Below are 26732 nucleotides of genomic sequence, written 5' to 3'. Positions count from 1 at the left end.
CTGCCCACTTAATGAACGCTAAAATGAAAAAGATCGCAGTATTGGTAGAATGGTCCGGCGACAATTTTAGTGCCGGCACCGGAGAAATAAACGGAGTTGTTTTTGCTACCGGCAAAACTCTGGATGACGTAAAGCAGAAATTTGCAGAAGCATTCAAATTCCATATTGAAGCATCTCTGGCAGACGGTGATAAATTGCCCAACTATATTGTTAAAGGTAAATATGAATTGGATTTTGCTCTGCAAGGTTCAGCAATGTTGCATTTGGCAGATGGCTTAATTACGCGTTCTGCATTATCCCGCGTAACGGGAATAAATGAGAAGCAGTTAAGTCATTACCTTACAGGTCATCGTAAGCCAAGGGCTGAACAAAACGAAAAGATCGCTGCGGGCATTATTACCATTAACAAGCAAATAAATGCGCTGGCAAGTATTGTTTAGTTCGAGTTCGTGACAGTTTTTACGCTGCTCTCCGAAGCTTCCAGCTTCGGAGGTTTATTCTGTCGCTTGCAGCGATATAGTGGCCAGAGGCAGCGAGATAGTGCTGCAAGGCTGCAAGCCTTGCAGAGCGAGATTATACTTTTTGCAAAAGAAAAAGCGTCGGAAAGTTTGAAACTCGCCGACGCTTTTCAACTACTAGTTTCTTCTATTAAAAAGATTGATTGCTGAACCTTACACCGATTGCATACGGCGTTTGATTGATACCGTTTTTGAAGATACTTTTAGATGCATAAGAGCCGTAGAGTTTTATGAAACCTAATTGCAACTCGGCTATGTAAGACAACTTGAATTCTTCCATGTCAAAATTGTTATGGATCTTATTTTTTCCCTGTTCATTGATAACTTTTTGACGGGAAGAATACAGATAGCCCATACTAACGCCGGCGCTCAATCCAAAAGTTTCCCATGGCTTTTTTCCAGGCGTAAAGTTGAAGTTCAACATTACCGGTACGGCCAGGTAGTCTGTCGCCAACTTGTTCTTTGAATAGTTTTGTGTGCGATCCAAATAGTAGCTGTAACCGTTTGTTGGGTCGGTGTCAAAACGAATCGGTTGCGAATATCGGAAGTTATATAGCTCAAGTCCCAATCCATATTTCAGGTTAAGAATGTGTTGAACCAAATTCAAACGCTGCATAAAAAACCAAATGTTCACGTTCACGGATTTGCCATTGCGCTGATCAAACCAATCTGCGTTACCACTTCCTGCAGGAGAAAAAAGTTGCTGCACTGCAGGTGAAGAGTAATTTGTTTTATCGTCCATATTATTGAAACCAAAGTCAAACACGAGCCAGTTGGTACTCAGGTTAGGGTTCTTTTTCTTCTTCGGAAGATTTACGTAAAAGTCTTTCTTATTGTGTTTTTGCGGCTCTGGCTGCTGGTCGCTGGGCGTTTTGATGATGATCATCCCGCCTACCACAATAGTGTCATTTTTAACTTTCACTGTATCAGTTTTCGGGCGGGTGGTATCTGACTGTGCCATGCTGATGGTAGTGATACATAAGGCGGCTAATAGTAAATACAGTTTGTGCATATACTTGTTGTTTAAAAAGAGTTGATAAATCTTGTGAATGTCGGGGCGAATTGTATTCGCCCTTTTTCGGACAGGGCGCATTCGCCCGTCTTATTTTGTAGCGATCGCAAAATTGCCAATCATAATGCCTGGTCTTTCCTCAGGATCAACATTTGCATTACGTTCAATCACCCGGGTTGCTTTGCGGATGAAGCCTCTTAGCCCGCTTTTTCTACCAAGTGATGATTCGTTATTGGCAAGGTCTGCATTGTCGGTTGTTTTCTCATCGCTTTCACTTGCAAGTGTGGCGTTCGCTATGTTGGGTTTAATGTGTTCATTTATCTTGCTTACGTTTGGATCGTTCACTGCAACATCGTTTTTCACAGGGTATACTTTGCTAGATGTCAGAGGAATATCGGTTATCGCCATTGACGGATCTGCAGTAATACTGTTTCTCACCTTATCGGCATTGGTTGCAGAAGGTGTTCCTGTATGCTGGCCATCTGTGCCCGCTCCGTTTTTTACTTCATGCGTTGTTTCCGTAACCTCTCCTGAAGATGGGGTTTTAATGCTGCCAGGAGTTTCATTTTGCTGAGCCGCCGGCACAGCATTTTCTGGCTGCGTAGTTGATTGAATTTTGGCAGGTGCCGGGTTGCTTTCAATGGCGCTGTTTTTTGGATGTTCACCAACTGATGCGATTGGTCGTTCAGCTGATTTGCCGGTAAACAAATTGCTTTTATTGAACCACAACAACCCTGCAATCACAATCACAGCCGCAGCAGCGGACCATCTCAACCATGTGAAGTAAATTACTTTTTCCGTCTTCTCTCGTTTATACAGAACCTGTTTATTTTCAAATACTATTGTTTGGTCTGCTTCTAGTCTTGCCTTTTGAATAAGTTCAAAGTCAGCTTTATGTTGCGGATGATCCAGAACAAAATCTTCCACCAATTTTTCGTCGGAAGCCGTTAACTCACCATCATGATACAGTACAAAATATTCCTCGCAGTTATTGGCGTCTATAGTTGCCGCGTTCTCATTTTTGAAAAGGCCAGCTATGCCGGGGAAAACAATTTTTTCTTCCGGTAAGAAAAGAGATTGTCGCAACGCTTCCAGTTCTGGCCGCAGGTCCGGATTTTGTTCTACGAATACATCAACAGAAGTTCTGTCCGCAACCGACAACTCATTGTCAATGTACAGTAGAAAGTATTCTTCGTAATTATGGCGGTTTATTTCCATTTTTATTTTGTTGTTTGATAAATCCTACAAAACATTTTCGGGACTTACCAGATAGTTTTTCAATAAAATACGTGCCCGGTGCAAGTACACTTTTACCTGGCTCTCGCTGAGATTGGTGATTGCACCGATTTCTTCATAGGAATATCCTTCGTAATCTTTCAGCAGGACAAGACTTCTCTGCGTTTCGTTCAGTTTGGATAAGGCTTCTTCGAGCACTCTTTTAAGGTTATTGGTTGGCTTATTGCTTATGCTTGTTGTTTCGTGAAATTCGTCTTTTAAATGTATTCTTCTCACTTTTCTCAGATGATCAATCATTTGATGATAAGCGATGGTAAAAAGATACGATTTGCTTTTTTCCGCATCAATTTCATTCCTGTTGCGCCACAATTTTTCGAAAGCTGTCTGCACCACGTCTCGTGCATCCTCTTCATGACGAAGATTCTTCACGATAAACCGGTATACATTATCGGCACAGTTTCTAACGCATTCGTTGTAGTCCTTTTCTGTCATAAACAGCAGCTCTAACGGTAATGTTGATGTTTAATTTAATAGTTATACGCAGGGCAGTACAGGAATGTTACAAAAAATCTGAAAAAAAGGGAATCGTCAATCGGGAATCGTGAATTGTGAATGAGGCTCGCCGCACAGGATGGAAATTCAAGATAGTGCTGGTTCTCAAACGCTCGGCGTCCCACTCACGATTGATCATTGACCATTCACGCTTTTCACGTCCATAAAAAAACCAGCCGGAGCTGGTTATATTGAGTAGGGATGAAATTAATATTTTATCTGCAAGCTGTCAGGCGATCAACGATCGATTCAAGAATGATGAATTCGCTGTCAGCCTTTTTCTCGCAGCAACTTTTCCTTCCGCCTTCTGTGCAATCATCCGTTGCAGGCTTTTCCTTATGGTTATATGCATAAAGGAAAACACTGGCACCAAGGATGATCAATAAAAAAGCCAGCCTGTATAATGCTGTTGCTTTCATAATCGTTAAGTTTATTAGAAGTATGACGAAGGTACACAAAAAAGGTTACACCTAAATTAGGATTTTTTTGCATAATTAAAATTTGGTGTTTCAGGCTATCAGTATTCCCTATTTTTGGGCTCCAAATTAAATATGAATCAATGAATACCAAATTCGTAGAACGGATAAGCAAAGAGCTGGGCGAGATAAAAGAAGCCGGCCTTTTTAAAACGGAACGCATCATTACCAGTGAACAAGGTCCTGAAATTCAGGTGAATGGGAAAACGGTATTGAACTTTTGCGCCAACAACTACCTTGGTCTATCTGCAAATCCTAAAGTAATTGAAGCAGCACATAAAGCCATTGACTCACACGGTTACGGAATGAGTAGTGTTCGTTTTATTTGTGGAACGCAGGATATTCATAAAGAGTTGGAACAAAAAATTGCAAAGTTCTTAGGTACAGAAGATACTATTTTATACGCTGCCGCTTTTGATGCAAACGGCGGCGTGTTTGAACCACTTTTTAGCGATCAGGATGCGATCATCAGCGATGAATTGAACCACGCTTCGATCATTGACGGTGTGCGTCTTTGTAAGGCACAACGATACAGGTACAAACACAACAATATGGAAGATCTGGAGGAGAAATTGAAAGAAACGCAAAGTCTCCGCAGCCGTATCATTGTTACCGATGGTTCTTTCAGCATGGATGGAACCATTGCTCAGCTCGATAAAATTTGCGACCTGGCAGATAAATATGATGCGATTGTGATGATCGACGAATGTCACTCATCAGGGTTTTTGGGTAAAACGGGTCGCGGTACGCATGAGTACAGAAATGTGATGGGAAGAATAGACATTATCACCGGTACTTTAGGTAAAGCGCTTGGCGGCGCCAGCGGCGGTTTTACCAGCGGTAAAAAAGAAGTGATTGAAATGCTTCGCCAGCGTAGCCGCCCGTATTTGTTCTCTAATACAGTTGCGCCTTCCATTGTTGGTGCTTCTATCGCTGTGTTGGATCTGTTGACAGAAACAACTGAACTCCGTGATAAACTGGAATTCAATACAAAATATTTCCGGTCCAAAATGACGGAAGCTGGGTTTGATATTAAGCCCGGCGATCACCCGATCGTTCCGATCATGCTGTACGATGCAGTGATTGCGCAACAATTTGCTGCTAAATTGTTGGAAGAAGATATTTACGTAATCGGCTTCTTCTTCCCTGTTGTGGCGAAAGGTCAGGCTCGTATTCGTGTACAGTTGAGTGCAGCGCATGAGCAAAAACATTTGGATAAAGCGATTGCGGGTTTTACAAAAGTGGGTAAGGAGCTGGGTGTACTGAAATAATTGAATAACTGAGTAACTGAATTACTGAAACGTCCCGAAATTTTCGGGACGTTTTATTTTAAAGTCACAAAGAATAGAGATTTGCTGAAGGAAACTTGCATCAGACTTGACAGGTTTTTCAAAACCTGTTAGGTCTGAGAACCACCCGAAGTAAATGTAATAGTCCTGAATGTTGACCTTGGTAGAGACGCGTTGAACGCGTCTCCTTTGCACCAAACGTTCCAACACAAATAAATCAATCTGCCGCATTGGATACTACATTCCCGAATAAAAAAAGACGCGTTCATACGCGTCTCTACATTGTTATTCAATTATTCAGTTATTACAATGCTGCGATCATACTGATCTCAACATTCACGCCTTTTGGCAAACCTTTCACCGCAACTGTTTCTCGTGCAGGAAAATCTTTTTCAAAATATTTGCCATACACTTCATTTACCTGGGCAAACAAATTCATGTCGCTTAAGTAAATGTTTGTTTTTACAATACTGGCAAACGTTGTTCCGGCTTCCGTTAGAATGGCTTTCAGGTTTTCCATTACTTGCGTCGCTTCACCTTGAATATCGGTTGCCTCAACATTTCCCGTTGCTGGATTGATAGGAATTTGCCCAGAAATAAATAACATATTACCCGCTTGTACAGCCTGGCTATAAGGTCCAATTGGAGCTGGCGCTTTATCTGTAACGATGATTTTCTTGCTCATTTGATTAGATAATTTTGGAGGTTCGAAATTAAAGAGAAAGAACGCAGATTATCAAGATTTTTATGATTTGTTATGACGAGAATTTATCTGTGTTAATCATGACAATCATGATAATCTGCGTTCTTTCTCTAGTAAACCGGAATATTTCTTCTGAACAGATCGGTAATATAATTTTCCATATTGTATAACCCCGCTGCTTGCTCGATCAGCCATTTAGCCGCAAAGATGGCGCCCTGGCCAAATGCAGCCCGGCTAATGCTTTCGTGAATGATGCGGATCGTTTGATTGGGCAGGCCGAATATCACTTCATGTTTACCAACGATACCGCCCACACGAATTGAATTAACGTGTTTGTCTTTTTCAAGACCGAGTGTTTCGGCAATTTTTAATGCGGTACCTGATGTTTCATTTTTTTTGCGAAAATGTTCTTCAACAATTTCAATATCTGCATGCGGTGCAATCTTTTGTAAAACCTGTGAAGCAATTAGTAAGAAATTCACTCCCAGCGTGATATTTGGAGAATATAACATCGCTGTTTTGGATTTCAATTTTTCTAACAGTTGGAAATCCTGTTCTTCATACTTGGAGATTGCTGAAATGATTTTGATGCCTTGTTCAGCCGCCGCTTCATAATATTGAATGCCGTCTGAACTTGAAAAATCTACCAATACATCTACGGGATTCTTTCTATAGAAATCAGGACCAATGTCGTTCACAGAAAAAAGTTTTCCTGCCTTGAATTCATGTCCTAACAAGTGACTCGCATACTTGCCAAGGTCGGTTTCGTTTCTTCGAACGACCCAAACCAACTCAAAATGCTTGTCGTTTAGAAATTCACCAGCTACTTGTTTGCCGGTTTTGCCGAAGCCAAATAGTCCGATTCTAATTTTGGTCATGAGTTTGTTTTTAAAGGTTAGAAAATTAGACCACACGGCAGGGCTGCAACTACGCAGTTGCGATTGGGGAGAATTGCAATATAGTAACCATTTTTAAGAAGGGTGAAAGCTTGTTGGGTATATATTTAATAAAAACTTAGTGCTATATTTAATAAGCCTAATTCGCAAACTTTAAAGCATTGAAACAATGGCAAAAAGACTTCTCTTGGCAGGCATTTATTTTTCTTTCATAATGATTGCCTTGCTGTTTAATAACAACAATTTAATAGCACAAGATTCAAAAAAGGAAAAGAAACAAGCCGCTATTAAAGCGCTTATCGACTCGCAGAATTATGTGTTTAAGGCGCAGTCCGCAATGCCAATGTCGGGTGCAACCCGTCAGCTCAATTATGAATACGATGTGAAAGTGAGCAAGGATACCATTAATTCTTACCTCCCATACTATGGTCGCGCATACACGGCACCGATGGACCCAACGCAAGGAGGCATTCACTTCATTTCAAAAGATTTTGACTACACCGTAACGCCTGGTAAAAAACAAGGTTGGGATATTCTAATCAAGCCAAAAGATGTGCAAGACATACAGATGATGAGTTTAAGCGTGTCATCCGAGGGCTATGCAACGCTGCAGGTTACCAGCACGAGCAAACAACCTATTTCGTTTAATGGCGTGATTGTAGAACCGAAGGTGAAGAAAAAGAAGAAATGAGTTGTTGGTTGATGGTTGCCGGTTGTTGCACATAAAGTCTAATAACCAGCAATTTCCCTAATCCTCCTTCGCGCCTTTTTCCCCAACAAACCACTGCTCTTTATTTTTAAAAAGAACATTAAATGTGGTAAGGGAGCCGTAAATACGTGTAATATATTGTTGAAGATTTACTTTGTCCTCGTCGGTTAAAGTTTTATGACTATTAATCTGTTGTTCCATTACGCGGATCCTGTCGCGCAGCATTACTATTTTGTGAAAGAATGCTTCAATGGGTATTTCCTTGGGTTTTAAAGAAGAATCTTTTGGTTGGAGGAGCATCGTTCCACCGGTCCATCTCTCGCCTAAGGGAACTGGCTCGGTAACGTCGCCCCACAAGCGAAGAATTTTAAGAAGCGATTTTTCCAGCTCCGATGTTGTCTCGACTTCGGTGGTCACATTTTCCGGAAGAATTTCATCCAAATGAGTATCCGTTTTATCGATCTCTTTAATGCCGTGATGGATAAATGAAATTATGTAGACTGCATATTTTACGCCAACAATAACACCCGGTCCATATTGTGTATGTTGTAAACGCGTGCCTATGCCAAGAGTTAGTTGGTCCATGTTCTGAGGTTTAATTGTGGTAATCCTGATCGTAATAATCGTTTAAATAATCTTCCTTACGCAAAAGATAATTATGTCGAACACCGGCTTTATAAGCCTCTCCGGCTTTTTTTATGTAGTCATAAAAGTCGTAATCGCTTCTGGAAGCGGTGAATAAATAGCTGGGTCTGAAAACGATCATAAACGTGTCCAGAGCTGTACTGTCGAGTTTTGTAAGCCTGCGTATAACGCCTCTTGAAAAGCGATGGTCGATGAATTTTTCATGCTCCTCCCAGATTAACCTCTTTTGGAAGAGCGCCATGCGCCTGTTCTTTTGTACGCTGAACATTCCGATGATCTGATCTAAGTCCAGACCAACACCCAGAGCTCCTGTATTAGGGGCAGTTATACTAAGCCCGGGTTTTTTATAGTTGAAAACCTTTGCGTAATCGATTCGGTTTTGAAGGGAGTCCATTTTGTAGTTGCGTGGCAAAACCCTGATCTCTTTCAAATAGGCAACAGGAATTCGGATAGCTACATTAAAAGCATTGGGATCTGCAATAGTGTTCACTGCAAATTTTGACGTCGGTTTATTTAGATATGAAAAGTAAATGGAATCCGATTCTGCCAGGACGATGGAATATCTTCCGGACGAGTCAGTAGTAGTACCCCGGCCGGATTTGGACAATACACTCACTCCGGGAATAGGAAATGTATTGGTCTCATCCATTATTGTTCCCTTTATGGTAGCATACTGTGCCGTTGCCGCAACGGTGCAAAAACAAACGACGATTAGTAGTAAATATCTGATCAGATAAAATGCTTTTATTGAGTGTGATATTACACCGAAAAAATTTTATTCAATCAACAAACTTTCAATTTAACTTTTTAATTGTAAGATCACTTCTTCCGCCACTCTTGGAAAATGTGCATGCTCCAATGCATGAATTTTTTGAGCGAGTGTTTCCGGTGTATCGCTGGGCGTTATTTCACAAGTTGCCTGGAAGATAGTAGAACCGTGATCGTATTGTTCGTCGACATAATGAATGGTGATGCCGCTTTCTTTCTCTGCTGCTTCAATGACTGCTGCATGTACAAATTGTCCATACATGCCTTTGCCACCATACTTTGGTAGAAGTGCCGGATGTATATTAATAATATGTCCACGGAAAGCTTCCACCAAACCGCCGGGTATTTTCCAGAGAAATCCCGCAAGTATGATAAAAGATATATCATGAGCCTTTAAGGCATGTACGTAATGGTCGCCTCTGAAGAATTGTTCCTTTTCAATAAGTAATGTCGGAATGTTTTCTTTATCCGCAATACCCAAAACGCCTGCGCCAGGTTTGTTGCAAACAATCAGACTGATCTTTATAGAAGGGTGATCTTTAAAATGGTCAATTATCTTTTGGGCATTGGAACCGGCTCCGGAAGCAAAAATGGCTACTTTGATCATGTGATAGTGTGGCGTTTTTATTAGAAAAGCAAAAATAGGCCCTTTGACATTTGGCGAAGCAACTTTTCTACCCTGCATTCTTTAACCATTCTCGTCAGATAATTTGTAAAGAAAATATACTGCTCCAAAGGACTGTTATACTATATATTTTTACACTATATATAGTATGGTATAAAAAGCGCCGTTTTTGATTTGCAACGGAAGCACTTATTTCCTGCCCCCAATCGTCAACCGTTTAGTCGCAATCTTAACTTAGTTGCAGATTTTTAAACTTTTCAACTAAGGGTTTGATTTATAATATTTTACAAAATATATGCTTTTGCTCAGAAATTTCAGTACGCTTTACTACTGGCAGTAATTAGGTCTCGGAAAAGAAACTGGGCTATTGGTTAAATTAGCCCTGTTAAAAATGGGTATTTTCCGAATATTTCAATGTATCTTTTCTATAATAGACTTTCTACCAGAAAAGATGCTCTCTGATTTTCAGTTTATTTCTGCACGAACCAATCGATGTTGATGGTAATCATATATTAAGATGATGGAGATAAACTTTCTGTTATTCACATTTTTGTATATATTAAAAATAGTTCTAAAGCTATCATAAATTTTTGTCGGTATATTCTGCATTCTTGAGTTTAATCCTCTGAAACGCAAGCCCAGAGCGGAAAAAAAAAATATCGGCTTGTTTGCGTTTTGTCAATTGACTGTCATATTTTTGCACCCGATTCCGGATATTTTTTCCACATTATCCACAGATATTTTGAGAAATATGAATTATCAAAGCAGAATAGCCAAGACTAGTATATTCAGTATCCTTTTGCTCCTTATAATTTCTTTCCAGAATTTGAAGGCTCAAGACGGCAAGGCTTTATTTCAGGCGAATTGCGCATCATGTCACGCCGTAAATAAAGATTTGACCGGTCCTGCACTGGCAGGTATTGAAGAACGTGTTCCAGACAAAAAATTGCTACACGCGTGGATCCACAACAACCAAAAAGTGTTGGCTAGCGGTAACAAGTATTTCAACGACTTGTACGTTAAGTACAATAAAACACCAATGCAGGTGTTTGAAAGCCTTTCAGATGCCGATATCGATGCCATCCTGAAATATGTTAGCACACCAGTGCCAACAACTCCAGGTGCAGCTGCAGCTACTGAAACAGAAGAAAAGGGTTCTGATAACAGCCTTCTTTTCGGTATTCTTTCCCTGATCCTTGCAGTTATTACGCTGATTTTGTTGCAGGTAAACTCAAACCTGAAAAAACTTTCTGACGATAAAGAAGGTGTTCCTGCTTTCGAGCCGGTTCCTTTCTACAGAAATAAAACTTACATCACCTTATTTACATTGGTACTGTTTGTAGTAGGTGGTTATTACACAATTCAAGGCGCTATCGGTCTTGGCCGTAATAAAAACTACCAGCCTGAACAACCAATCTTCTATTCTCACAAAGTACACGCAGGCACTAACCAGATCAACTGTTTGTATTGTCACGGTGGTGCGCAATTGGGCAAACAGGCAAATATTCCTTCTTTGAATATTTGTATGAACTGTCACATGGCGATCAACGAGTATAGCGATAAAAGCGAAAAACTGTACCGCGAAGACGGAACAGAGGTTAATGGAACAGAGGAGATCAAAAAACTTTATAGCTACACAGGTTGGGACGCAGCGCAAAAGAAATACGCTAATGAGCCTAAGCCAATCGAGTGGGTTCGTATCCACAACCTGCCTGACCACGTATACTTCAACCACTCTCAACACGTAGTTGCCGGTAAGCAAGCTTGTCAGACATGTCACGGTGAAATTCAAAAAGAAAATGAAGTATACCAATTCGCTGACCTGAGCATGGGCTGGTGTATCAACTGTCACCGTGAAACAAAAGTTCAATTCACAGACAACAAGTTCTACAGCATATACGAGAAGTTCCACGACCAAATGAAAGATTCTATTAAGAATAAAGATGGCGAAATGATCGCTAACCCTCATAAACTGGATAGCATCACTGTAGAAACAATCGGTGGTACAGAATGTCAAAAATGTCACTATTAATATATAGTGCAAAGGATCAAAACAAATAATTAAAAGGAAATTCACTGTCTGTAACTAAAACGGCAGTAACCAATAATCTTCGATCTAATATTAGTATGGCTAACAAAAAATACTGGCAAAGTTTCGGGGAGTTACACAACTCAGAAGCACATCAAGAGAATGTTCAGAACGAATTCCGCGAGGAATTACCATTTGAAGATCTGGAAGGGAAAGGACTATTGGATGCAAAAACCCCACGCAGGGACTTTCTTAAATACCTGGGTTTTAGCACCGCTGCTGCTGCTGTAGCTGCAAGCTGCGAAACACCGGTAAAAAAAGCCATTCCTTATTTAAATAAACCAGCTGAGATCACTCCTGGTGTAGCTAATTACTATGCTACAACATTTGTATCCGGCGGAGAAGTTATACCTGTAGTTGCGAAAGTTCGTGACGGTCGTCCTATTAAAATTGAAGGAAACGACCTTTCTTCTATCACAAAAGGCGGAACCACTCCACGTGTTCAGGCTTCTGTTTTAGATCTTTATGATACTGCGCGTCTTCGTTACCCATCAGCTGATGGAAAAGAAGTCAGCTCCCTGGAAGCATTTGATAAAATGGTTTCTGAAGCATTGGCAGGTTTGGGCGGAGCTCCGGTTGTATTGCTTACGAGCACAATCACTTCCCCTTCTACAAAACAAATCATCACAGAATTTTTAGCAAAATATCCGGGCGGCCGCCACGTACAGTATGATTCCATTTCATACAGTGGAATGTTACAGGCAAATGAAGCTGCTTACGGAAAAAGAGCTTTCCCTGCTTACCAGTTGGAAAAAGCAAAAGTGGTTGTAGGTATCGGTGCTGATTTCCTTGGTACATGGTTGAACCCGCTTGAGCAACAAAAAGGTTACTCTCACGGAAGAAAAATCAACGAAGCTAATCCTGAAATGAGCAAGCACTACCAATTCGAGAGTATGCTTAGCATGACAGGTGCAAATGCTGACGAACGCTTTACTCACCGTCCTTCTGAAACAGGTGCAATTGCTTTGTCTCTGTTGAACGCAGTAAACGGTCAGGGTGTGTCAGTAGGCGATGCAAAACTGAAATCAGCGATCGAAAAAGTTGCAAAAGATCTTTTGGCAAATAAAGGCGCTGCTATTGTAATGTGTGGTAGCAACGACGTTAACATTCAGGTTATCGTTGCTGCAATCAACGAAGCGATTGGTGCAAACGGAACAGTTTTAAACTGGGCCGCTCCTTCTCAAACACGTCAGGGTGTAGATAGCGAGTTTGCTAAATTGGTTGACGACATGAACGCGGGTAGCGTTGGTGCTTTGTTGATCTGGGATGCAAACCCTGCTTACGACTATGCAGACGCAGAGAAATTCAAAGCGGCTGTTAAAAAAGTAAAAGTTTCTGTTTCATTCAACGAAAAAATGGATGAAACAACTGAATTGTGCAAATACGTTTTGCCAGCTAATAATTACCTTGAAAGCTGGGGCGATGCTGAACCTAAAGCTGGTTACTACAGCTTGATGCAGCCTACAATCTCTCCACTTTTCAAAACCCGCCAGTTACAGGATACATTGTTAACATGGACTGGTAACAAAACTGCTTATCACGATTATTTCAATACTTTCTGGGCTGCTAAAGTAGGCGGACAGGCTGCATACCTGAAAGCTTTGCAAGACGGTGTTATCGAGCCGGCGGCAGCTGTAAGCGGCACAGCTTACAATGGAGCAAAAGTGGCAGAAGCTACTTCGGCGATCAACAGCGCTAAAAAAGGTGGTGAAATTGAATTGGTGTTGTATGAGAAAGTGAGCATGGGTGATGGTAAACAAGCCAACAACCCTTGGTTGCAAGAAATGCCTGATCCAATCACAAGGATCACCTGGGACAACTATGCAATCATTTCGCCTGCCTTAGGTAAAAAGTTGTTCGGTATAGATGTTCTTAATCCAACGGCGTCTGACACTTACGATGTAGAAATGACTAAGCCAATGGCTACAGTTAAAGTAGGGGGTAAAGAAATTACAATCCCAACTATCATCGTTCCTGGTATCCAGGCAAATACAATTGCAATCGCAGTTGGTTACGGCAGAAGTGAGAAAATCGGTAAAGCTGTGACTCACTTTGACGGCAGCAAATTGGGACAAAACGTATTTGGATTTGCTACGCTTAATAATGGTAACGTTGTTTACAATGCCAGCGATGTAACTATCACAGACGCTAAGAAAATATACAAACTTGCTCAAACACAAACTCACGCTAGCTATGAAGGCCGTCGTGAAGTAGTGAAAGAACTTACTTTGGAATCTTTCAAAAAGAATCCAAAACAAATTTGGGAAGCAAGAGATAAAGAATTGGCACCTTTCGGTGGCTTGGCTGAATACGAAAAAGAAGGTACAATCTATCCTCACTACGACCGTCCGGGTATCAAATGGGGAATGAGTATCGACTTGAACAGCTGTTATGGTTGTGGTGCCTGCGTAGTAGCATGTACTGCAGAAAATAACGTGGCAGTTGTGGGTAAAAGCGAAGTATTGAGAGCGCATGAAATGCATTGGTTGCGTATCGACCGTTATTTCAGCGGTAACGCTTCAGATGCAGACAGTATTCAAACGCTTTTCCAACCGATGCTTTGTCAACATTGTGACAACGCACCTTGCGAAAACGTATGTCCGGTAGCTGCCACTAACCACAGCAGTGAAGGTTTGAACCAAATGACTTATAACCGTTGTATAGGTACAAGATATTGTGCGAACAACTGTCCTTATAAAGTACGTCGTTTCAACTGGGCTGATTATACAGGATCTGACAGCTTCCCTGATAACCAAAAGAACACTGGCGGTCTTGGAAATATAGGTCATCTTGATGAGTCTGTGTTGATGATGAACGACGAGCTTACACGTATGGTATTGAACCCAGATGTAACTGTTCGTAGCCGTGGTGTAATCGAGAAATGTTCATTCTGCGTTCAGCGTTTGCAGGAAGGTAAACTGAAAGCGAAAAAAGAAAATCGCACTTTGACAGACAATGATGCTAAAACAGCTTGTCAACAAGCATGTGCGGCTGATGCGATCGTTTTCGGTAACGCTAACAACACAGAAAGCCAGATTTCAAAAACAAGACAGGACAACAAAAACCGTATGTTCTTTACGCTTGAGCAATTACACGTATTGCCAAACGTGAACTACCTGGCTAAAGTTCGTAACACAGATGTTGTTTTGGGTGTAAAAGCTGAAGAAGAGGAAGAAGGACACGAAGAGCACAAAGCAGAAAAGAAAGAAGCAGCACACAGCTAATTGAAAATACGACAAGGTTAAAAGAGTTATTATTCACAAAAACTTTATAAGCTAAAAGTTAACGGCTGATAGCTAAAAGCATAGAATATGGGATTATTAAGATACGAATCGCAAACAAGAAACCCGCTGGTAACAGGTCATAAGACTTATCACCAGGTAACAGAAGACATTGTTCGCCCAATTGAAGCAAAGCCTTCAAAGCTTTGGAAAATAGGGTTTACTATTTCGCTCTTCTTATTATCTTTCGGTGCTTACTCCGTATATCGTGACGTTGTTTACGGTATCGGCCAGTGGAACCTTAACAAAACAGTTGGTTGGGGTTGGGATATCACCAACTTCGTGTGGTGGGTTGGTATCGGTCACGCCGGTACGTTGATCTCCGCAATCTTGCTACTTTTCCGCCAGGGATGGAGAACAGGTGTGAACCGTGCTGCGGAAGCGATGACGATCTTCGCAGTAATGTGCGCTGGTCAGTTCCCAATCTTCCACATGGGTCGTGTTTGGAACGCGTTCTTCGTGTTGCCTTATCCAAATACAAGAGGTCCTTTGTGGGTAAACTTTAACTCTCCACTTCTTTGGGACGTATTTGCGATCTCTACATACTTCACCGTTTCGTTGTTGTTCTGGTATGCGGGTCTTCTTCCGGATCTGGCAACTGTGCGTGACCGTGCAAAAGAAAAATGGAGAAAAAGAATGTATGGTGTTCTGTCTTTCGGATGGACTGGTTCTACAAAACACTGGCAACGTCATGAGTCTTTGTCTCTTGTATTGGCTGGTTTGAGTACTCCACTGGTATTGTCAGTACACACTATCGTATCTTTTGACTTCGCAACATCAGTAATTCCTGGTTGGCATACTACCATCTTCCCTCCATACTTCGTGGCAGGTGCGATCTTCTCCGGATTCGCGATGGTACAAACACTGTTGTTGATCGTACGTAAAGTATTAAGCCTCGAAGATTATATCACCCTTGAGCACATCGAGGTGATGAACAAGGTTATCGTTTTAACCGGCTCTATCGTGGGTATCGCTTATATTACTGAGTTGTTCATTTCTTGGTACGGTCAGAATCCTTACGAGGCAGCTGCGTTTAGGAACAGATGGGATATTACAACTCCATTAGCATGGAGCTATTATCTGATGATGAGCTGTAACGTATTGTCTCCGCAGATCTTCTGGTTCCGTAAAATGAGAAGAAACATCACTGTTACTTTCTTCATGTCAATCATCGTAAACGTAGGTATGTGGTTCGAACGTTTTGTGATCATCGTTACCTCTATATATCGAGACTATTTGCCAAGTAGCTGGAGTACATACTACAGGCCTACCATTTGGGAAGTTGGTTTCTATATGGGTACGTTTGGATTGTTCTTTACGTGTTTCTTCCTGTTCTCTAAATTCTTCCCTGTAATTGCTATCGCTGAGATCAAGCACATCTTGAAGAAGAGCGGGGAAAGCTATAAAGAAGGAGTTGGCGGAATCGAGACGCAAGCACCAGAAGAATTTGCTCACGAGCAAGCACATGCGCACTAAATAATTGAGAGTTGAAAGTTGAGAGTTGAGAGTTGTTTTGATAACGAAACTCAAGTGTTCATTTTCAAATTTTCAAATTTTCAAATTCAGAATATTTTAAAAGATGTCTGTAAAAAAATTTGTAGTAGGTTGTTTTGATGATGAAGCGGTACTGTTTCCTGCAGTAAAAAAAGTACGCAAGGCGGGTTACAAGCTTCATGATATATACACTCCGTTTCCAATGCACGGTTTGGACCATGCTATGGGACTGCGTGATACAAGTCTTCATACAGCCGGTTTTATATATGCTATTACAGGAACCACAACAGCGTTAGGTGGCATTAGTTGGGTATTTACCAAAGACTGGCCTTTAAACATCGGAGGTAAACCTCACTTTGCATTGCCAGCGTGGATCCCTATCACTTTCGAGTTAACAGTATTGTTCTCTGCAGTAGGAATGGTACTTACTTTCTGCTACCTGTGCCAGTTAGCTCCGTTTTTGAAAAAGCACCACTTCCACCCACGTGCTACAGACGATCAGTTTGTAATGGTGATTGAGTGCACAGAGAAAACAAATGAAGATGAAGTGAAATCTTTTCTTGCTCAGGCAGGAGCAAAAGAAATAAATGTGCAGAATGCTGAAACTGGATGGTGGCTTGGTCGTTACGACAAGGACACAATGCCGTTCCAGGTTAGAAAAGAGAAAACTGCATTTGAATAATAATTGTAAGAAGAATCAACTCGATCAGAACTGAGATAAAAATTGGTTCTGGCTGAAAAAAAACAATAATAGAACACAGATGAAAAAATTATCTGTCATATTTACCTTGTTAGCTGCACTTGTAGTTGTTATCAGCTGTAGCGATGTAAAACGTAAGCCGTCCAGAAACTATATGCCGGACATGGCATATAGTCGTGCAGTGGAAACTTATTCAGATCACAGCGGCCTGAACAATGATGGCATTAACTACAATGCAAGAAATGTTAAGGGTACTGTAAGCAGAAATGAGGACGTGATCTATCAAACTCCCGCTGACACTACAGGTTTGTATGCAAGCGAAGCAGTAATGGTAAACCCTTTGCCTGCGCTTGATTCGACTGGTAAAGTAGAAGCAGAAAGATTGTTTTTGATCAACTGCGGTATTTGCCATGGTGCGAAACTGGATGGTAATGGTCCTTTGTACAAAGGAGGCGATGGTCCTTATCCGGTAAAACCGGCTACACTGGTTGGCGATGCTAAGTATGAAGCTATGAGCGAAGGAACAATGTTCCACGCGATTACATACGGCAAAAACATGATGGGTTCTTATGCATCGCAGCTTACTCCAAAGCAGAGATGGATGGTGATCCACTACATTAAAGGTAAACAAGCTGAAGCAAAAGGTGGTAGCGAAGCTGCTGCATCTGCACCAGCTGCTGCAGCACCTAAAGCTGATTCAGCTGCGGCCAAAAAATAACTGAAGAATTTAAATTGATTCATTGAGCATAAATTTTTGAGAATGTCGTCATTTAAAGAGCAATTCGAGATTCCCGGCAGATTTAGAAACATTTCATTAGCGCTGATGGCGGTGGGTATTGTTTCTGTAATAGTTGGATTTTTTATGTACGGTTCCCACGAACCTGCAAGGTTTTGGGCAACTATGCTACATAACAGTGTGTTTTTTCTTTTGATTGTAAATGCCAGCATGTTCTTTATATGCGCCACAACTCTTGCAATGGGTAGTTGGCAATTGGCATTCCGCCGTGTTCCGGAAGCTATTTCAAAAGCTGTAATTCCTTTAGGCGTAATCGCGCTTATCGTTCTTTTGTGCATTGTGATGACCGATCAGCATCATATTTATCATTGGTTAGATAAAGAGCATGTTCAACATGACGCTATTCTGAAAGGTAAATCCGGGTTTTTGAACCCCACGTTTTTTATCGTGTGGACAATTTTGTCAATTGGTTTGTGGGTTGTTCTTGGTCATAAAATGAGACAATTGAGCCGTTTCCTTGACGAAAATCCTCTCGCTTCTGTTGAAGAAGGTAGAAAATACATTTTTAAAAATACAGTTTGGGCTGCACTGTTCATCGTTTGGTTCGGTTTAACGGTTGCCTCTGTAACGCCATGGTTGTGGTTGATGAGCATCGATGCTCATTGGTACTCAACGATGTATAGCTGGTATACATTTGCAAGTTCATTTGTATCAGGTATGTCATTGATCGCATTGTTTGTGATCTTTCTTAAAAACCGCGGATATCTTGAAGTGGTTAACGAAGAACACCTGCATGACCTTGGTAAGTTCATGTTTGCGTTCTCAATTTTCTGGACTTATTTGTGGTTCTCACAATATATGTTGATCTGGTACGCTAACATTCCTGAAGAAACCATTTATTTCAAACCTCGTGTTCAGGGTGTTTACAAAGGAATTTTCTTCCTTAACCTGATCGTTAACTTCCTGGTACCTTTGTTATTGCTGATGAGAAGAAGCGCTAAACGTAATTATACAAGCGTTGCAATCCTGGCAGTACTGATCATATTTGGTCACTGGGTAGATTTCTATCAAATGGTATTCGTAGGGCCTTTCAAAGAGCATGTTGATCTTAACCTGTTTGACTTTGGTGTGGCTGCCGGTTTTGTTGGTTTGATCATGTTCTCAACTGGTAGAGCATTGGCTCAGGCACCATTAGTTCCTAAAAATCACCCATTCTTCAAAGAAAGTGTTATCCACCACACTTAATTTGAAACACAGAATAGAGTTACTTTTGATTTAAATATTTCGAAACTTAGTATAAATTTCATTAGACCATGACCATGTCTGCCTTTTTTATAATAGCAGTCTTGTTATTAGGATTTCTAATTGTTTTCCAAATAGCAAAGGCAAGTGAATATGTAGCTGTATTAAAGGGTGAAAAGAAAACCTTTGAACAAAATAACCGCATAAACGGCTTCCTGCTGTTGGCATTTCTTATATTGGGCCTGATAGGTGTGTACTGGTGTAACGCTTTGCTGAAACCAAAAATATTGGGTGAAGCGGCTTCTGATCATGGTCAGAAGATCGACTCAATGTTGTACATCACTCTTGTAATTACCGGAATTGTATTTGTTCTTACACAAGTGTTGTTGTTCTGGTTTGCATTTAAATATCAATATAAAGAGAATCGCAAGGCATTTTATTTCCCTCACAATAACAAATTGGAGTTGATCTGGACAGTTATCCCTGCGATCACTCTTACTATTCTCGTAGGCTTTGGTTTGTACTACTGGTTCAAAATCACTGGTGATGCGCCAAAAGATGCGATGACTGTAGAAATTACAGGTAAACAGTTTGCTTGGATCTATCGCTACCCAGGTAAAGACAACACATTTGGTAAAAAATATTATAAGAATATCAACGAGGCGCAGTCTAACCAATTGGGTTTGCTTTGGGATGATCCTGCTTCTCATGATGATATCGTAACTACAGAAGCTCTGTATCTTGTAAAAGGTCAACCGGTTAAATTGGTGATCAATTCCAGAGACGTTGTCCACGACGTTGGTCTATCTCACTTCCGTATGAAAATGGATGCTGTTCCCGGAACACCAACTACAATGTGGTTCACTCCTTTGTACACTACAGAGGAAATGAAGCAAAAAACTAATAATCCTAACTTTGAATATGAAATTTCTTGTGATCAAATGTGCGGTAAAGGGCACTATTCGATGAAAGGAATTATTAAAGTTGTATCGCAATCGGATTTCATCCTTTGGAGAGCTAAACAAAAAGCAAATTACGTACAGGCTTTCCCTGAAAAAGATCCAGCAACTGCGGCTCCGGCGCCTGCTGCGGATTCTACAAAATCAACAAAGCCAGCAGCTGACTCAGCTGCGACTGCAAAGAAATAAACTGTAATTCAGGATTAGAGTATAATAGTTATCTATTTAAAGAATTTTGACAATGAGTAACGAAGCTATCTTGCACGGATCTGAAGTATCTACACACGAAGCGCATCATGACGGGCATGGTGAACACCATCATCATGAGACGTTTATCAGCAAATATGTTTTCAGCATGGATCACAAGATGATTGCTAAACAATTCCTTATTACGGGGATTATCTGGGCGATTCTTGGTGGTTTGATGTCTGTTCTTTTCCGTTTGCAATTAGGTTTTCCTGACACAACATTCCCATGGTTGGAAAACATTCTTGGTCACTGGGCTAAAGGCGGTAAAATTCAACCTGAGTTTTATTACGCTCTTGTAACAATGCACGGTACCGTGTTGGTATTCTTCGTATTGACTGCAGGTTTGAGCGGTACGTTTGCAAACTTTCTTATTCCTCTTCAGATAGGTGCACGCGATATGGCGTCTCCTTTCATGAATATGTTGTCATACTGGTTCTTCTTTATTTCCAGTGTGGTAATGATTTCTTCTTTGTTCATTCAAACAGGTCCTGCAAGTGGTGGCTGGACGTCTTATCCTCCTTTGAGTGCATTGGGCGACGCTTCCATTGGTTCTAAAACAGGTATGGATCTTTGGTTGATCGCGATGGCGCTGTTCGTAGTGTCTTCATTATTGGGTGGTTTGAACTACATCTCTACAATATTAAACATGCGTACAAAAGGTATGAGCATGACTAGACTGCCTTTGACAGTTTGGGCATTGTTCTTCACAGCTGTACTTGGTGTATTGTCTTTCCCAGTATTGTTGTCTGGTTTCATCCTGTTGTTGTTTGACCGTCATGCCGGTACAAGCTTCTACTTGTCAGACATATTCTTAGCATCTACTCAAAAAGCATTGCCTAACGAAGGCGGTAGTGCAATTCTATATCAACACTTATTCTGGTTCCTTGGTCACCCTGAGGTATACATCATCCTGTTGCCTGCGATGGGTATGGTATCGGAAGTAATGAGTACCAATGCACGTAAACCTATCTTTGGTTATATGGCAATGGTGGGATCTATCTTTGCGATCACGATCCTGGCGTTCCTTGTATGGGCGCACCACATGTTCGTAACTGGTTTGAACCCATTCTTAGGTTCATTCTTTGTACTACTTACATTGTTGATCGCGGTACCTTCGGCTATTAAAGTATTTAACTGGTTAACTACTCTTTGGAGAGGTAATATCAGATTTACACCTGCGATGTTGTTCGCGATTGGTTTTGTGAGCTTGTTCATCTCTGGTGGTTTGACAGGTATCTGGTTAGGTAACTCATCTTTGGATATTCACTTGCACGATACATACTTTGTGATTGCTCACTTCCATATAGTAATGGGTGTTGCATCATTCTTCGGTATGTTCTGCGGTGTGTACCATTGGTTCCCTAAAATGTACGGTCGTTATTTGAATAACACTATGGGTTATATCCACTTCTGGATTACAATCGTTGGTGCCTATTTGATCTTCTGGCCAATGCACTACGAAGGTTTGGCGGGTATGCCTCGTCGTTACCTTGATTACAGTGGCTGGGCATCATTCAACCAATTCGGTGGTTTGAACCATTTCATTTCAATCGTTTCAATAATAGTATTCGCAGTACAGTTATTATTTGTATTCAACTTCTTCTATTCAATTTTCAAAGGAAGAAGAGTGAAATCAGAAAATCCATGGGGCTCAAATACTTTAGAGTGGACAACTCCGATCCATCCTGGTCACGGTAACTGGGTTGGCGAAATTCCTGAAGTTCACCGTTGGGCTTATGATTACGGCAAAGACGGAAGAGAATTCATTCCTCAGACTGAGCCGATAAGCGCAAATGAAAGTGAACATCACTAGGATTAACTGAGTAAGGGGTATAGAAGCTAGAATTTTTGAAAATTCAATCGATATGAATGCCCCGATATAAATCGGGGTATTTTTTATAAAGGTTTAAAAAGATATCTGATAGGGTGTTTTTCCGAATGACCTTACCAACTGGAAGATGAAGCGTAGAAAGATTTATTTCTGGCTCTGATAACTGAGAGCCCGGATAAAATTTTTTGAATAAAAAAAGAAGAAAGTAATGTCGCAGGAAACTACATCGAAAAAAGCAAGTTCTTTTACATTAGGTCAAAAACTACAGGACTATAAAGCGCTTGTAAAATTTGCATTGACCACGATGGTTGTCTTTTCTGCTGTGATAAGCTATTTGCTTGCGCCAAAAGTGGTTGAATACAACTGGTGGATGATTACATTATTTTTCATCGGTGGTTTTTTAGTTACCGGTAGCGCGAATACCATAAACCAGGTAGTGGAGAAAGATACGGACGCAAAAATGAAGCGTACGGCTAGCAGGCCAATCGCTTCGGGCAGAATGTCTGAAACAGAAGGTTGGATATTTGCGATAGTTACGGGATTTGCCGGTTGTTTCATTTTGGGTTTTTTCTTCAATTGGCTGTCCGCAGGACTTGCAGCATTTAGCCTCTTTTTATATGCGTTTATTTATACGCCTTTAAAAAAGGTAAATGCGATTTCTGTTTTGGTTGGCGCAGTTCCCGGGGCCTTACCTTGTTTGATCGGATGGACAGCAGGAAATGACAGCGTAGGTTTAGGCGGTTGGGCGCTTTTCAGTATTCAGTTTTTCTGGCAGTTCCCACATTTCTGGGCAATTGCATGGATAGCGCATAAAGACTATAGCAACGCAGGGTTTAAATTACTACCATCGGTAGAAGGACCAACGAAATATTCGGCAATACAGGCAATCATTTATTCATTGCTTTTGATACCGGTTGGAGTATTGCCTTATTTCACACATGTAAGTGGTTTTGTTAGCATGTTGATCGTACTTGTCGCCAACATATTTATGGTGGTTCAAAGTATAAGATTATATAACGAAATGGAAGTGAAAGCTGCGCGAAGAGTGATGTTTAGCAGCTACATATATTTGCCGATAGTGATGTTTGCATTGCTGGCGGATAAAATGTAAAGAGGTAGTAAGTGGTAAGTTTTAAGTAATAAGTTTTGAGAATTCATAAAAGCCTTACTTATAACTTATAACTCACAACTTAAAACTTGAAAAAAATTATTACAATGAATATAGCGATGAATGAACAAGTGAGCGGGCAAAAAAAAAGGATACATCCTCATAAATTTACTTTATGGGTGGGTTTGGCAAGTGTCATCATGATGTTTGCGGGCCTTACGAGTGCCTACATTGTAAAAAGAAGTGCGCCTAGCTGGATAACAATTGAATTTCCGAAGACGTTTTGGTATTCAACAGTCGTTATGCTCGCAAGCAGTTTAACAATGCAAATGTCTTTGCGTGATTTCAAGCAAAGAGATATGGCGAAATATAGAAGACTGCTGACGATTACAGCTTTGTTAGGATCTTTGTTTGTAGTTCTTCAATTTATCGGATTTGGAAAATTGTGGAAGAGCGGCACAACCTTCGAAGGGTCAGGCGAAGGGCAATTTTTGTATATCATCGCAGGATTGCATATTTTACACGTGTTGGGCGGTGTAATAGCGTTGCTGATCATGTTCATAAAAGCGTTCAGCGCGAAGAAAAAAAACTACGATGCCGTTCCGGTAGAAGTGATGAGCACTTACTGGCATTTTGTAGATATTTTGTGGCTTTATCTTTTTGTGTTCTTTTTAACGATGGCGTAAACATCAGGAATTAGAAATTAGGAAATAGGAATTAAATCTGTCTTGGGGAAATAGCCTTAGCAACATAAGACAGAGTTGAGATATTAATTTAGAAAAATTCAATTGTTAACTAAGCGGTCATTTGTTGATTTATTTTAGATGATGCGCTTATAATTTTAAAACTAACATGGCACAAGCAGTACCAGCAGTACAAAAATGGTGGAATGGTGGTAAAAGTCCATTCAACGTGGAGTATGGAAAAATCATGATGTGGTATTTTTTAATGAGTGATGCTTTCACATTCGGAGCTTTCCTTATTTCCTACGGTACCATTCGTTTTGCAACCAACAGTTGGCCTGATCCAAACCACGTGTTTAATTCATTCCCTGGATTAGGTGCCGGTTATCCGTTATTGTTCGTGAGTTTGATGACTTTCATTTTGATCATCAGCTCTGTAACAATGGTGTTGGCTGTACAAGCTGGTCAGGAAATGGATAGAAAAAGAGTTGCAAAGTATCTTGTATTCACTATTCTCGGTGGTCTTGCTTTCTTAAGCTGCCAGGCTTGGGAGTGGACACACTTATATCATGAAGGTGCATGGTGGGGTCACAACCCTTTCCCTAACCACAATGGTTCTGTTGCTACAACAAACTTCTCAAATTTCTTCTTTACAATCACTGGTTTCCATGGTTTCCACGTATTCTCTGGTGTAATCATCAATATCATTATGTTGATCATGACATTGCAAGGCAAATTTGATCAGCGTGGTCACTACCTTATGATTGAAAAAGCTGGTTTGTACTGGCACTTCGTAGATCTTGTTTGGGTATTTGTATTCACTTGTTTTTACTTAATCTAATCATATAAAAGTCAACATAAACTTATTTTAATGGAACAACATTCAACTACCGCAGTATATCATCACGAGGAGCACGGACACGCTGGTGGCGGCACTAAAGAAGTTATTCGTATTACACTCTACCTTACTGTTATTACATTGGTAGAACTTGCAATTGGCTTTTATATGTATAAAGCTGCTTTGCCAGATGGTTTCTTCAGACATTTCCTTAAAGGCCTTATCTGCGCTTTAATGCTGTGGAAAGCTTTCTATATCGTTGCTTACTTTATGCACCTTAAGCATGAAATAAGAAACCTTATCATGACCATCGTAGTGCCTTTATTCCTGTTCGTTTGGTTTATTATCGCCTTCCTGGCAGATGGTAACTCTTACAAGAACCTGCGTAACAAGTACGATCCGTATCACATCGAGCAAAATGACAAAAAAGCTCCGGTTGAACACGAACACGGTGCTCAAAAAGAAGGAACTATCGAATAATTATTTGAAAGTCTTTATAAACAAAACCATCGCATACAAGCGGTGGTTTTTTTATGGATCAAACTGAATCGCAGAATAGTTGCTAATGGCTTGCAAAATCGCGGATCAGGCACTCAATTATTCAATTATTCAGCGCTTCAAATACTTACCTTTGTGCCGGTTTTCAAGAACACCTCCGGCTTACCGATTATTTAATTGAAAATTTTAGTCTTGAATAAGAGCGCTTTACTTGGCCTGTGCCTTGCAATATTATTACCCGTAGTTTGTTATTTCATAGTGGATCACTTCAGTGAAAATGCTGTGCCGATGCCTCCGCGCTATTATGTGGATAGCGTAATTACAAAGGTTGAAGGAGGTAAGGAAATTACAGATACTATCTGGCACAAAGCTGCAGATATCAAACTTGTAAACCAGTTAGGTGATTCAGTATCGTTAAGTGATTTGAAAGGAAAGGTAATCGTGGCAGATTTCTTCTTCACGCATTGCCCAAGCATTTGTCCCACGCTTACAAAAAACATGAAGAAGCTGCAAAGTTCTTTAAAGTTGAAAGACGATACAAAAATGATCGATACAACTTTTGTGCAGTTTGTATCCTTCACAGTTGATCCGCAAAGAGATTCCGCAGAACAATTAAAAAGATATGCGGACCGCTTTGGCGTTAACCATGATGTATGGTGGATGCTTACCGGAGAGAAAAAGAAGATCTACGATTTTGCACTAAACGAATTGAAACTCGGCTTGCAGGATGGAGAAGGTGTTGACTCCAATTTCATACATTCCCAAAAAATGGTATTGCTCGATAAAGATCGTGTTGTGCGTGGCTATTACGATGGTCTCGACAGCGCGTCAATGGAAAAACTTGCTGAAGGAATTGTCTTCCTGATGCTGGAAAAAGACAAAACAAAGAAGCGAAATCTATTCAGAAAATAACCTGATGCATAAGAAGGCGAGGGGTGAATGCAATTTGCCGCTACGTAATTTTCAACTTTCAATTTTCAACTCTCAATTAATATGTTACAACCTCTGATTAAGAAAAACGATGGAACTGCAAAATGGCTTATTGGTGTTTTATCATTCGTAGTGTTTGCAGCGGTTGTTGTTTTATCACGAGTAAAACTTGAAGTAAATCTTGGATTTAATGTACACATTTTCGCGGCGATAAATGCAGTGATTAATTCAATTGTGTCCGTGCTTTTAATATTGGGTCTGGTTGCAGCAAAAAGCGGCAGATATGAAAGACACAAGCGAATAATGTTTGCAGCAATTATTCTTTCAACGATATTTCTTGTATCGTACATAGCCCATCATTTGCTAAGCGGCGATACTAAATTTGGCGGCGTTGGTGGCATTCGATATGTTTATTTCATCATTTTGATCACACATATATTTCTTGCGGCTGTTATTCTTCCGTTCATTCTCTTTACAGCTTATCGGGCATTGGTAGCTGAATGGCCGGCACATAGAAAAATTGCAAAGATCACATGGCCCATTTGGTTTTACGTGTCTGTGACTGGTGTGATTGTGTATTTGCTGATTAGTCCCTACTATAGTTAAAGTGAATGGTGAATCGTGAAAGGTTAATTTCGCAGCACCCGTCTTTGTTTTTGTGACCT

General features: G+C 40.6%; 27 protein-coding genes. 18 read left to right on the top strand and 9 right to left on the bottom strand.

Annotation, left to right across the window (positions count from 1 at the left end; genetic code table 11):
* The first annotated feature begins 23 nt into the window (after positions 1-23).
* Positions 24-440, top strand: coding sequence for a type II toxin-antitoxin system HicB family antitoxin (locus QJ048_RS02905; RefSeq protein ID WP_282332829.1), 417 nt, complete (start codon positions 24-26; stop codon positions 438-440).
* 208 nt (positions 441-648) lie between these two features.
* On the opposite strand, the gene QJ048_RS02900 is transcribed toward QJ048_RS02905, so the two are convergent.
* The 4 genes from QJ048_RS02900 to QJ048_RS02885 all read right to left on the bottom strand — a co-directional run bounded on the left by QJ048_RS02900 (position 649) and on the right by QJ048_RS02885 (position 3737).
* Positions 649-1530 carry an outer membrane beta-barrel protein gene (locus tag QJ048_RS02900; protein WP_282332828.1) on the bottom strand — a complete coding sequence of 294 codons (882 nt, stop codon included), beginning with the start codon at positions 1528-1530 and terminating at the stop codon, positions 649-651.
* Positions 1531-1620: 90 nt separating this feature from the next.
* The gene (locus tag QJ048_RS02895; protein WP_282332827.1) at positions 1621-2748 is read right to left on the bottom strand and encodes an anti-sigma factor; all 1128 of its coding nucleotides are present in this window, start codon (positions 2746-2748) and stop codon (positions 1621-1623) included.
* A gap of 24 nt (positions 2749-2772) precedes the next feature.
* Entirely contained in the window at positions 2773-3258 is a 486-nt protein-coding gene (locus tag QJ048_RS02890; RefSeq protein WP_282332826.1) for an RNA polymerase sigma factor, read from the bottom strand.
* A 275-nt stretch (positions 3259-3533) separates the two neighbouring features.
* Positions 3534-3737: a hypothetical protein gene (locus QJ048_RS02885; protein WP_282332825.1), complete on the bottom strand. Its 204-nt coding sequence runs from the start codon at positions 3735-3737 to the stop codon at positions 3534-3536.
* Between the two features lie 140 nt (positions 3738-3877).
* On the opposite strand from QJ048_RS02885, the gene kbl reads away from it, so the two are divergent.
* Positions 3878-5065 carry a glycine C-acetyltransferase gene (gene kbl, locus QJ048_RS02880; protein ID WP_282332824.1) on the top strand — a complete coding sequence of 396 codons (1188 nt, stop codon included), beginning with the start codon at positions 3878-3880 and terminating at the stop codon, positions 5063-5065.
* A 322-nt stretch (positions 5066-5387) separates the two neighbouring features.
* On the opposite strand, the gene QJ048_RS02875 is transcribed toward kbl, so the two are convergent.
* Together QJ048_RS02875 and QJ048_RS02870 are read right to left on the bottom strand one after the other, a co-directional pair.
* Entirely contained in the window at positions 5388-5768 is a 381-nt protein-coding gene (locus QJ048_RS02875) for a RidA family protein (RefSeq protein ID WP_217791432.1), read from the bottom strand.
* A gap of 128 nt (positions 5769-5896) precedes the next feature.
* Positions 5897-6664 (bottom strand): 4-hydroxy-tetrahydrodipicolinate reductase, encoded by a 768-nt coding sequence (locus QJ048_RS02870; protein WP_282332823.1) that lies wholly within the window; start codon positions 6662-6664, stop codon positions 5897-5899.
* Positions 6665-6851: 187 nt separating this feature from the next.
* Here QJ048_RS02870 and QJ048_RS02865 point away from each other — a divergent pair, with 187 nt between their 5' ends.
* Positions 6852-7373, top strand: a complete 522-nt coding sequence (locus tag QJ048_RS02865; RefSeq protein ID WP_282332822.1) for a DUF4251 domain-containing protein — start codon at positions 6852-6854, stop codon at positions 7371-7373.
* Positions 7374-7430: 57 nt separating this feature from the next.
* Here the strand turns inward: QJ048_RS02865 and QJ048_RS02860 are convergent, their stop codons facing one another.
* Positions 7431-7976, bottom strand: coding sequence for a hypothetical protein (locus tag QJ048_RS02860; protein ID WP_282332821.1), 546 nt, complete (start codon positions 7974-7976; stop codon positions 7431-7433).
* Positions 7977-7986: 10 nt separating this feature from the next.
* A complete protein-coding gene (locus tag QJ048_RS02855; RefSeq protein WP_425607783.1) occupies positions 7987-8652 on the bottom strand; it encodes a hypothetical protein in 666 nt (221 codons plus the stop codon).
* Here QJ048_RS02855 and QJ048_RS02850 point away from each other — a divergent pair.
* Positions 8567-8773, top strand: coding sequence for a hypothetical protein (locus tag QJ048_RS02850; RefSeq protein ID WP_282332819.1), 207 nt, complete (start codon positions 8567-8569; stop codon positions 8771-8773). The two genes, QJ048_RS02855 and QJ048_RS02850, sit on opposite strands and share 86 nt — an antisense overlap.
* Positions 8774-8835: 62 nt before the next feature.
* Here the strand turns inward: QJ048_RS02850 and purN are convergent, their stop codons facing one another.
* The gene (purN, locus tag QJ048_RS02845) at positions 8836-9411 is read right to left on the bottom strand and encodes a phosphoribosylglycinamide formyltransferase (RefSeq protein ID WP_282332818.1); all 576 of its coding nucleotides are present in this window, start codon (positions 9409-9411) and stop codon (positions 8836-8838) included.
* An 844-nt stretch (positions 9412-10255) separates the two neighbouring features.
* On the opposite strand from purN, the gene QJ048_RS02840 reads away from it, so the two are divergent.
* The 14 genes from QJ048_RS02840 to QJ048_RS02775 all read left to right on the top strand — a co-directional run bounded on the left by QJ048_RS02840 (position 10256) and on the right by QJ048_RS02775 (position 26673).
* Positions 10256-11461, top strand: a complete 1206-nt coding sequence (locus QJ048_RS02840; RefSeq protein WP_282332817.1) for a c-type cytochrome — start codon at positions 10256-10258, stop codon at positions 11459-11461.
* A gap of 95 nt (positions 11462-11556) precedes the next feature.
* Positions 11557-14742, top strand: coding sequence for a TAT-variant-translocated molybdopterin oxidoreductase (locus tag QJ048_RS02835; protein ID WP_282332816.1), 3186 nt, complete (start codon positions 11557-11559; stop codon positions 14740-14742).
* Between the two features lie 87 nt (positions 14743-14829).
* A complete protein-coding gene (nrfD, locus tag QJ048_RS02830) occupies positions 14830-16275 on the top strand; it encodes an NrfD/PsrC family molybdoenzyme membrane anchor subunit (RefSeq protein WP_282332815.1) in 1446 nt (481 codons plus the stop codon).
* A gap of 103 nt (positions 16276-16378) precedes the next feature.
* Positions 16379-16975, top strand: a complete 597-nt coding sequence (locus tag QJ048_RS02825) for a DUF3341 domain-containing protein (RefSeq protein WP_282332814.1) — start codon at positions 16379-16381, stop codon at positions 16973-16975.
* A gap of 79 nt (positions 16976-17054) precedes the next feature.
* Positions 17055-17711, top strand: a complete 657-nt coding sequence (locus tag QJ048_RS02820) for a c-type cytochrome (protein WP_282332813.1) — start codon at positions 17055-17057, stop codon at positions 17709-17711.
* 42 nt (positions 17712-17753) lie between these two features.
* Positions 17754-18974, top strand: coding sequence for a quinol:cytochrome C oxidoreductase (locus QJ048_RS02815; RefSeq protein ID WP_282332812.1), 1221 nt, complete (start codon positions 17754-17756; stop codon positions 18972-18974).
* A gap of 68 nt (positions 18975-19042) precedes the next feature.
* Complete coding sequence (locus tag QJ048_RS02810; protein ID WP_282332811.1) at positions 19043-20119, top strand: cytochrome c oxidase subunit II; 1077 nt, start codon at positions 19043-19045, stop codon at positions 20117-20119.
* Between the two features lie 52 nt (positions 20120-20171).
* The gene (locus QJ048_RS02805) at positions 20172-21992 is read left to right on the top strand and encodes a cytochrome c oxidase subunit I (RefSeq protein WP_282332810.1); all 1821 of its coding nucleotides are present in this window, start codon (positions 20172-20174) and stop codon (positions 21990-21992) included.
* A gap of 226 nt (positions 21993-22218) precedes the next feature.
* Complete coding sequence (gene cyoE, locus QJ048_RS02800) at positions 22219-23121, top strand: heme o synthase (RefSeq protein WP_282332809.1); 903 nt, start codon at positions 22219-22221, stop codon at positions 23119-23121.
* 104 nt (positions 23122-23225) lie between these two features.
* Entirely contained in the window at positions 23226-23804 is a 579-nt protein-coding gene (locus QJ048_RS02795; RefSeq protein ID WP_282332808.1) for a cytochrome c oxidase subunit 3, read from the top strand.
* Positions 23805-23970: 166 nt separating this feature from the next.
* Positions 23971-24642, top strand: a complete 672-nt coding sequence (locus QJ048_RS02790; RefSeq protein WP_282332807.1) for a cytochrome c oxidase subunit 3 — start codon at positions 23971-23973, stop codon at positions 24640-24642.
* A 30-nt stretch (positions 24643-24672) separates the two neighbouring features.
* Complete coding sequence (locus tag QJ048_RS02785) at positions 24673-25119, top strand: cytochrome C oxidase subunit IV family protein (RefSeq protein ID WP_282332806.1); 447 nt, start codon at positions 24673-24675, stop codon at positions 25117-25119.
* A 210-nt stretch (positions 25120-25329) separates the two neighbouring features.
* Complete coding sequence (locus QJ048_RS02780; RefSeq protein WP_282332805.1) at positions 25330-26049, top strand: SCO family protein; 720 nt, start codon at positions 25330-25332, stop codon at positions 26047-26049.
* Positions 26050-26130: 81 nt separating this feature from the next.
* Positions 26131-26673 (top strand): DUF420 domain-containing protein, encoded by a 543-nt coding sequence (locus QJ048_RS02775; RefSeq protein WP_282332804.1) that lies wholly within the window; start codon positions 26131-26133, stop codon positions 26671-26673.
* Positions 26674-26732 lie beyond the last annotated feature (59 nt).

This window comes from Pinibacter soli (assembly GCF_029961145.1).
Lineage (GTDB): Bacteria > Bacteroidota > Bacteroidia > Chitinophagales > Chitinophagaceae > Pinibacter > Pinibacter soli.
The sequence above is the reverse complement of the archived record's forward strand: the minus strand, read 5'-3'. Positions and strand labels throughout refer to the sequence as shown.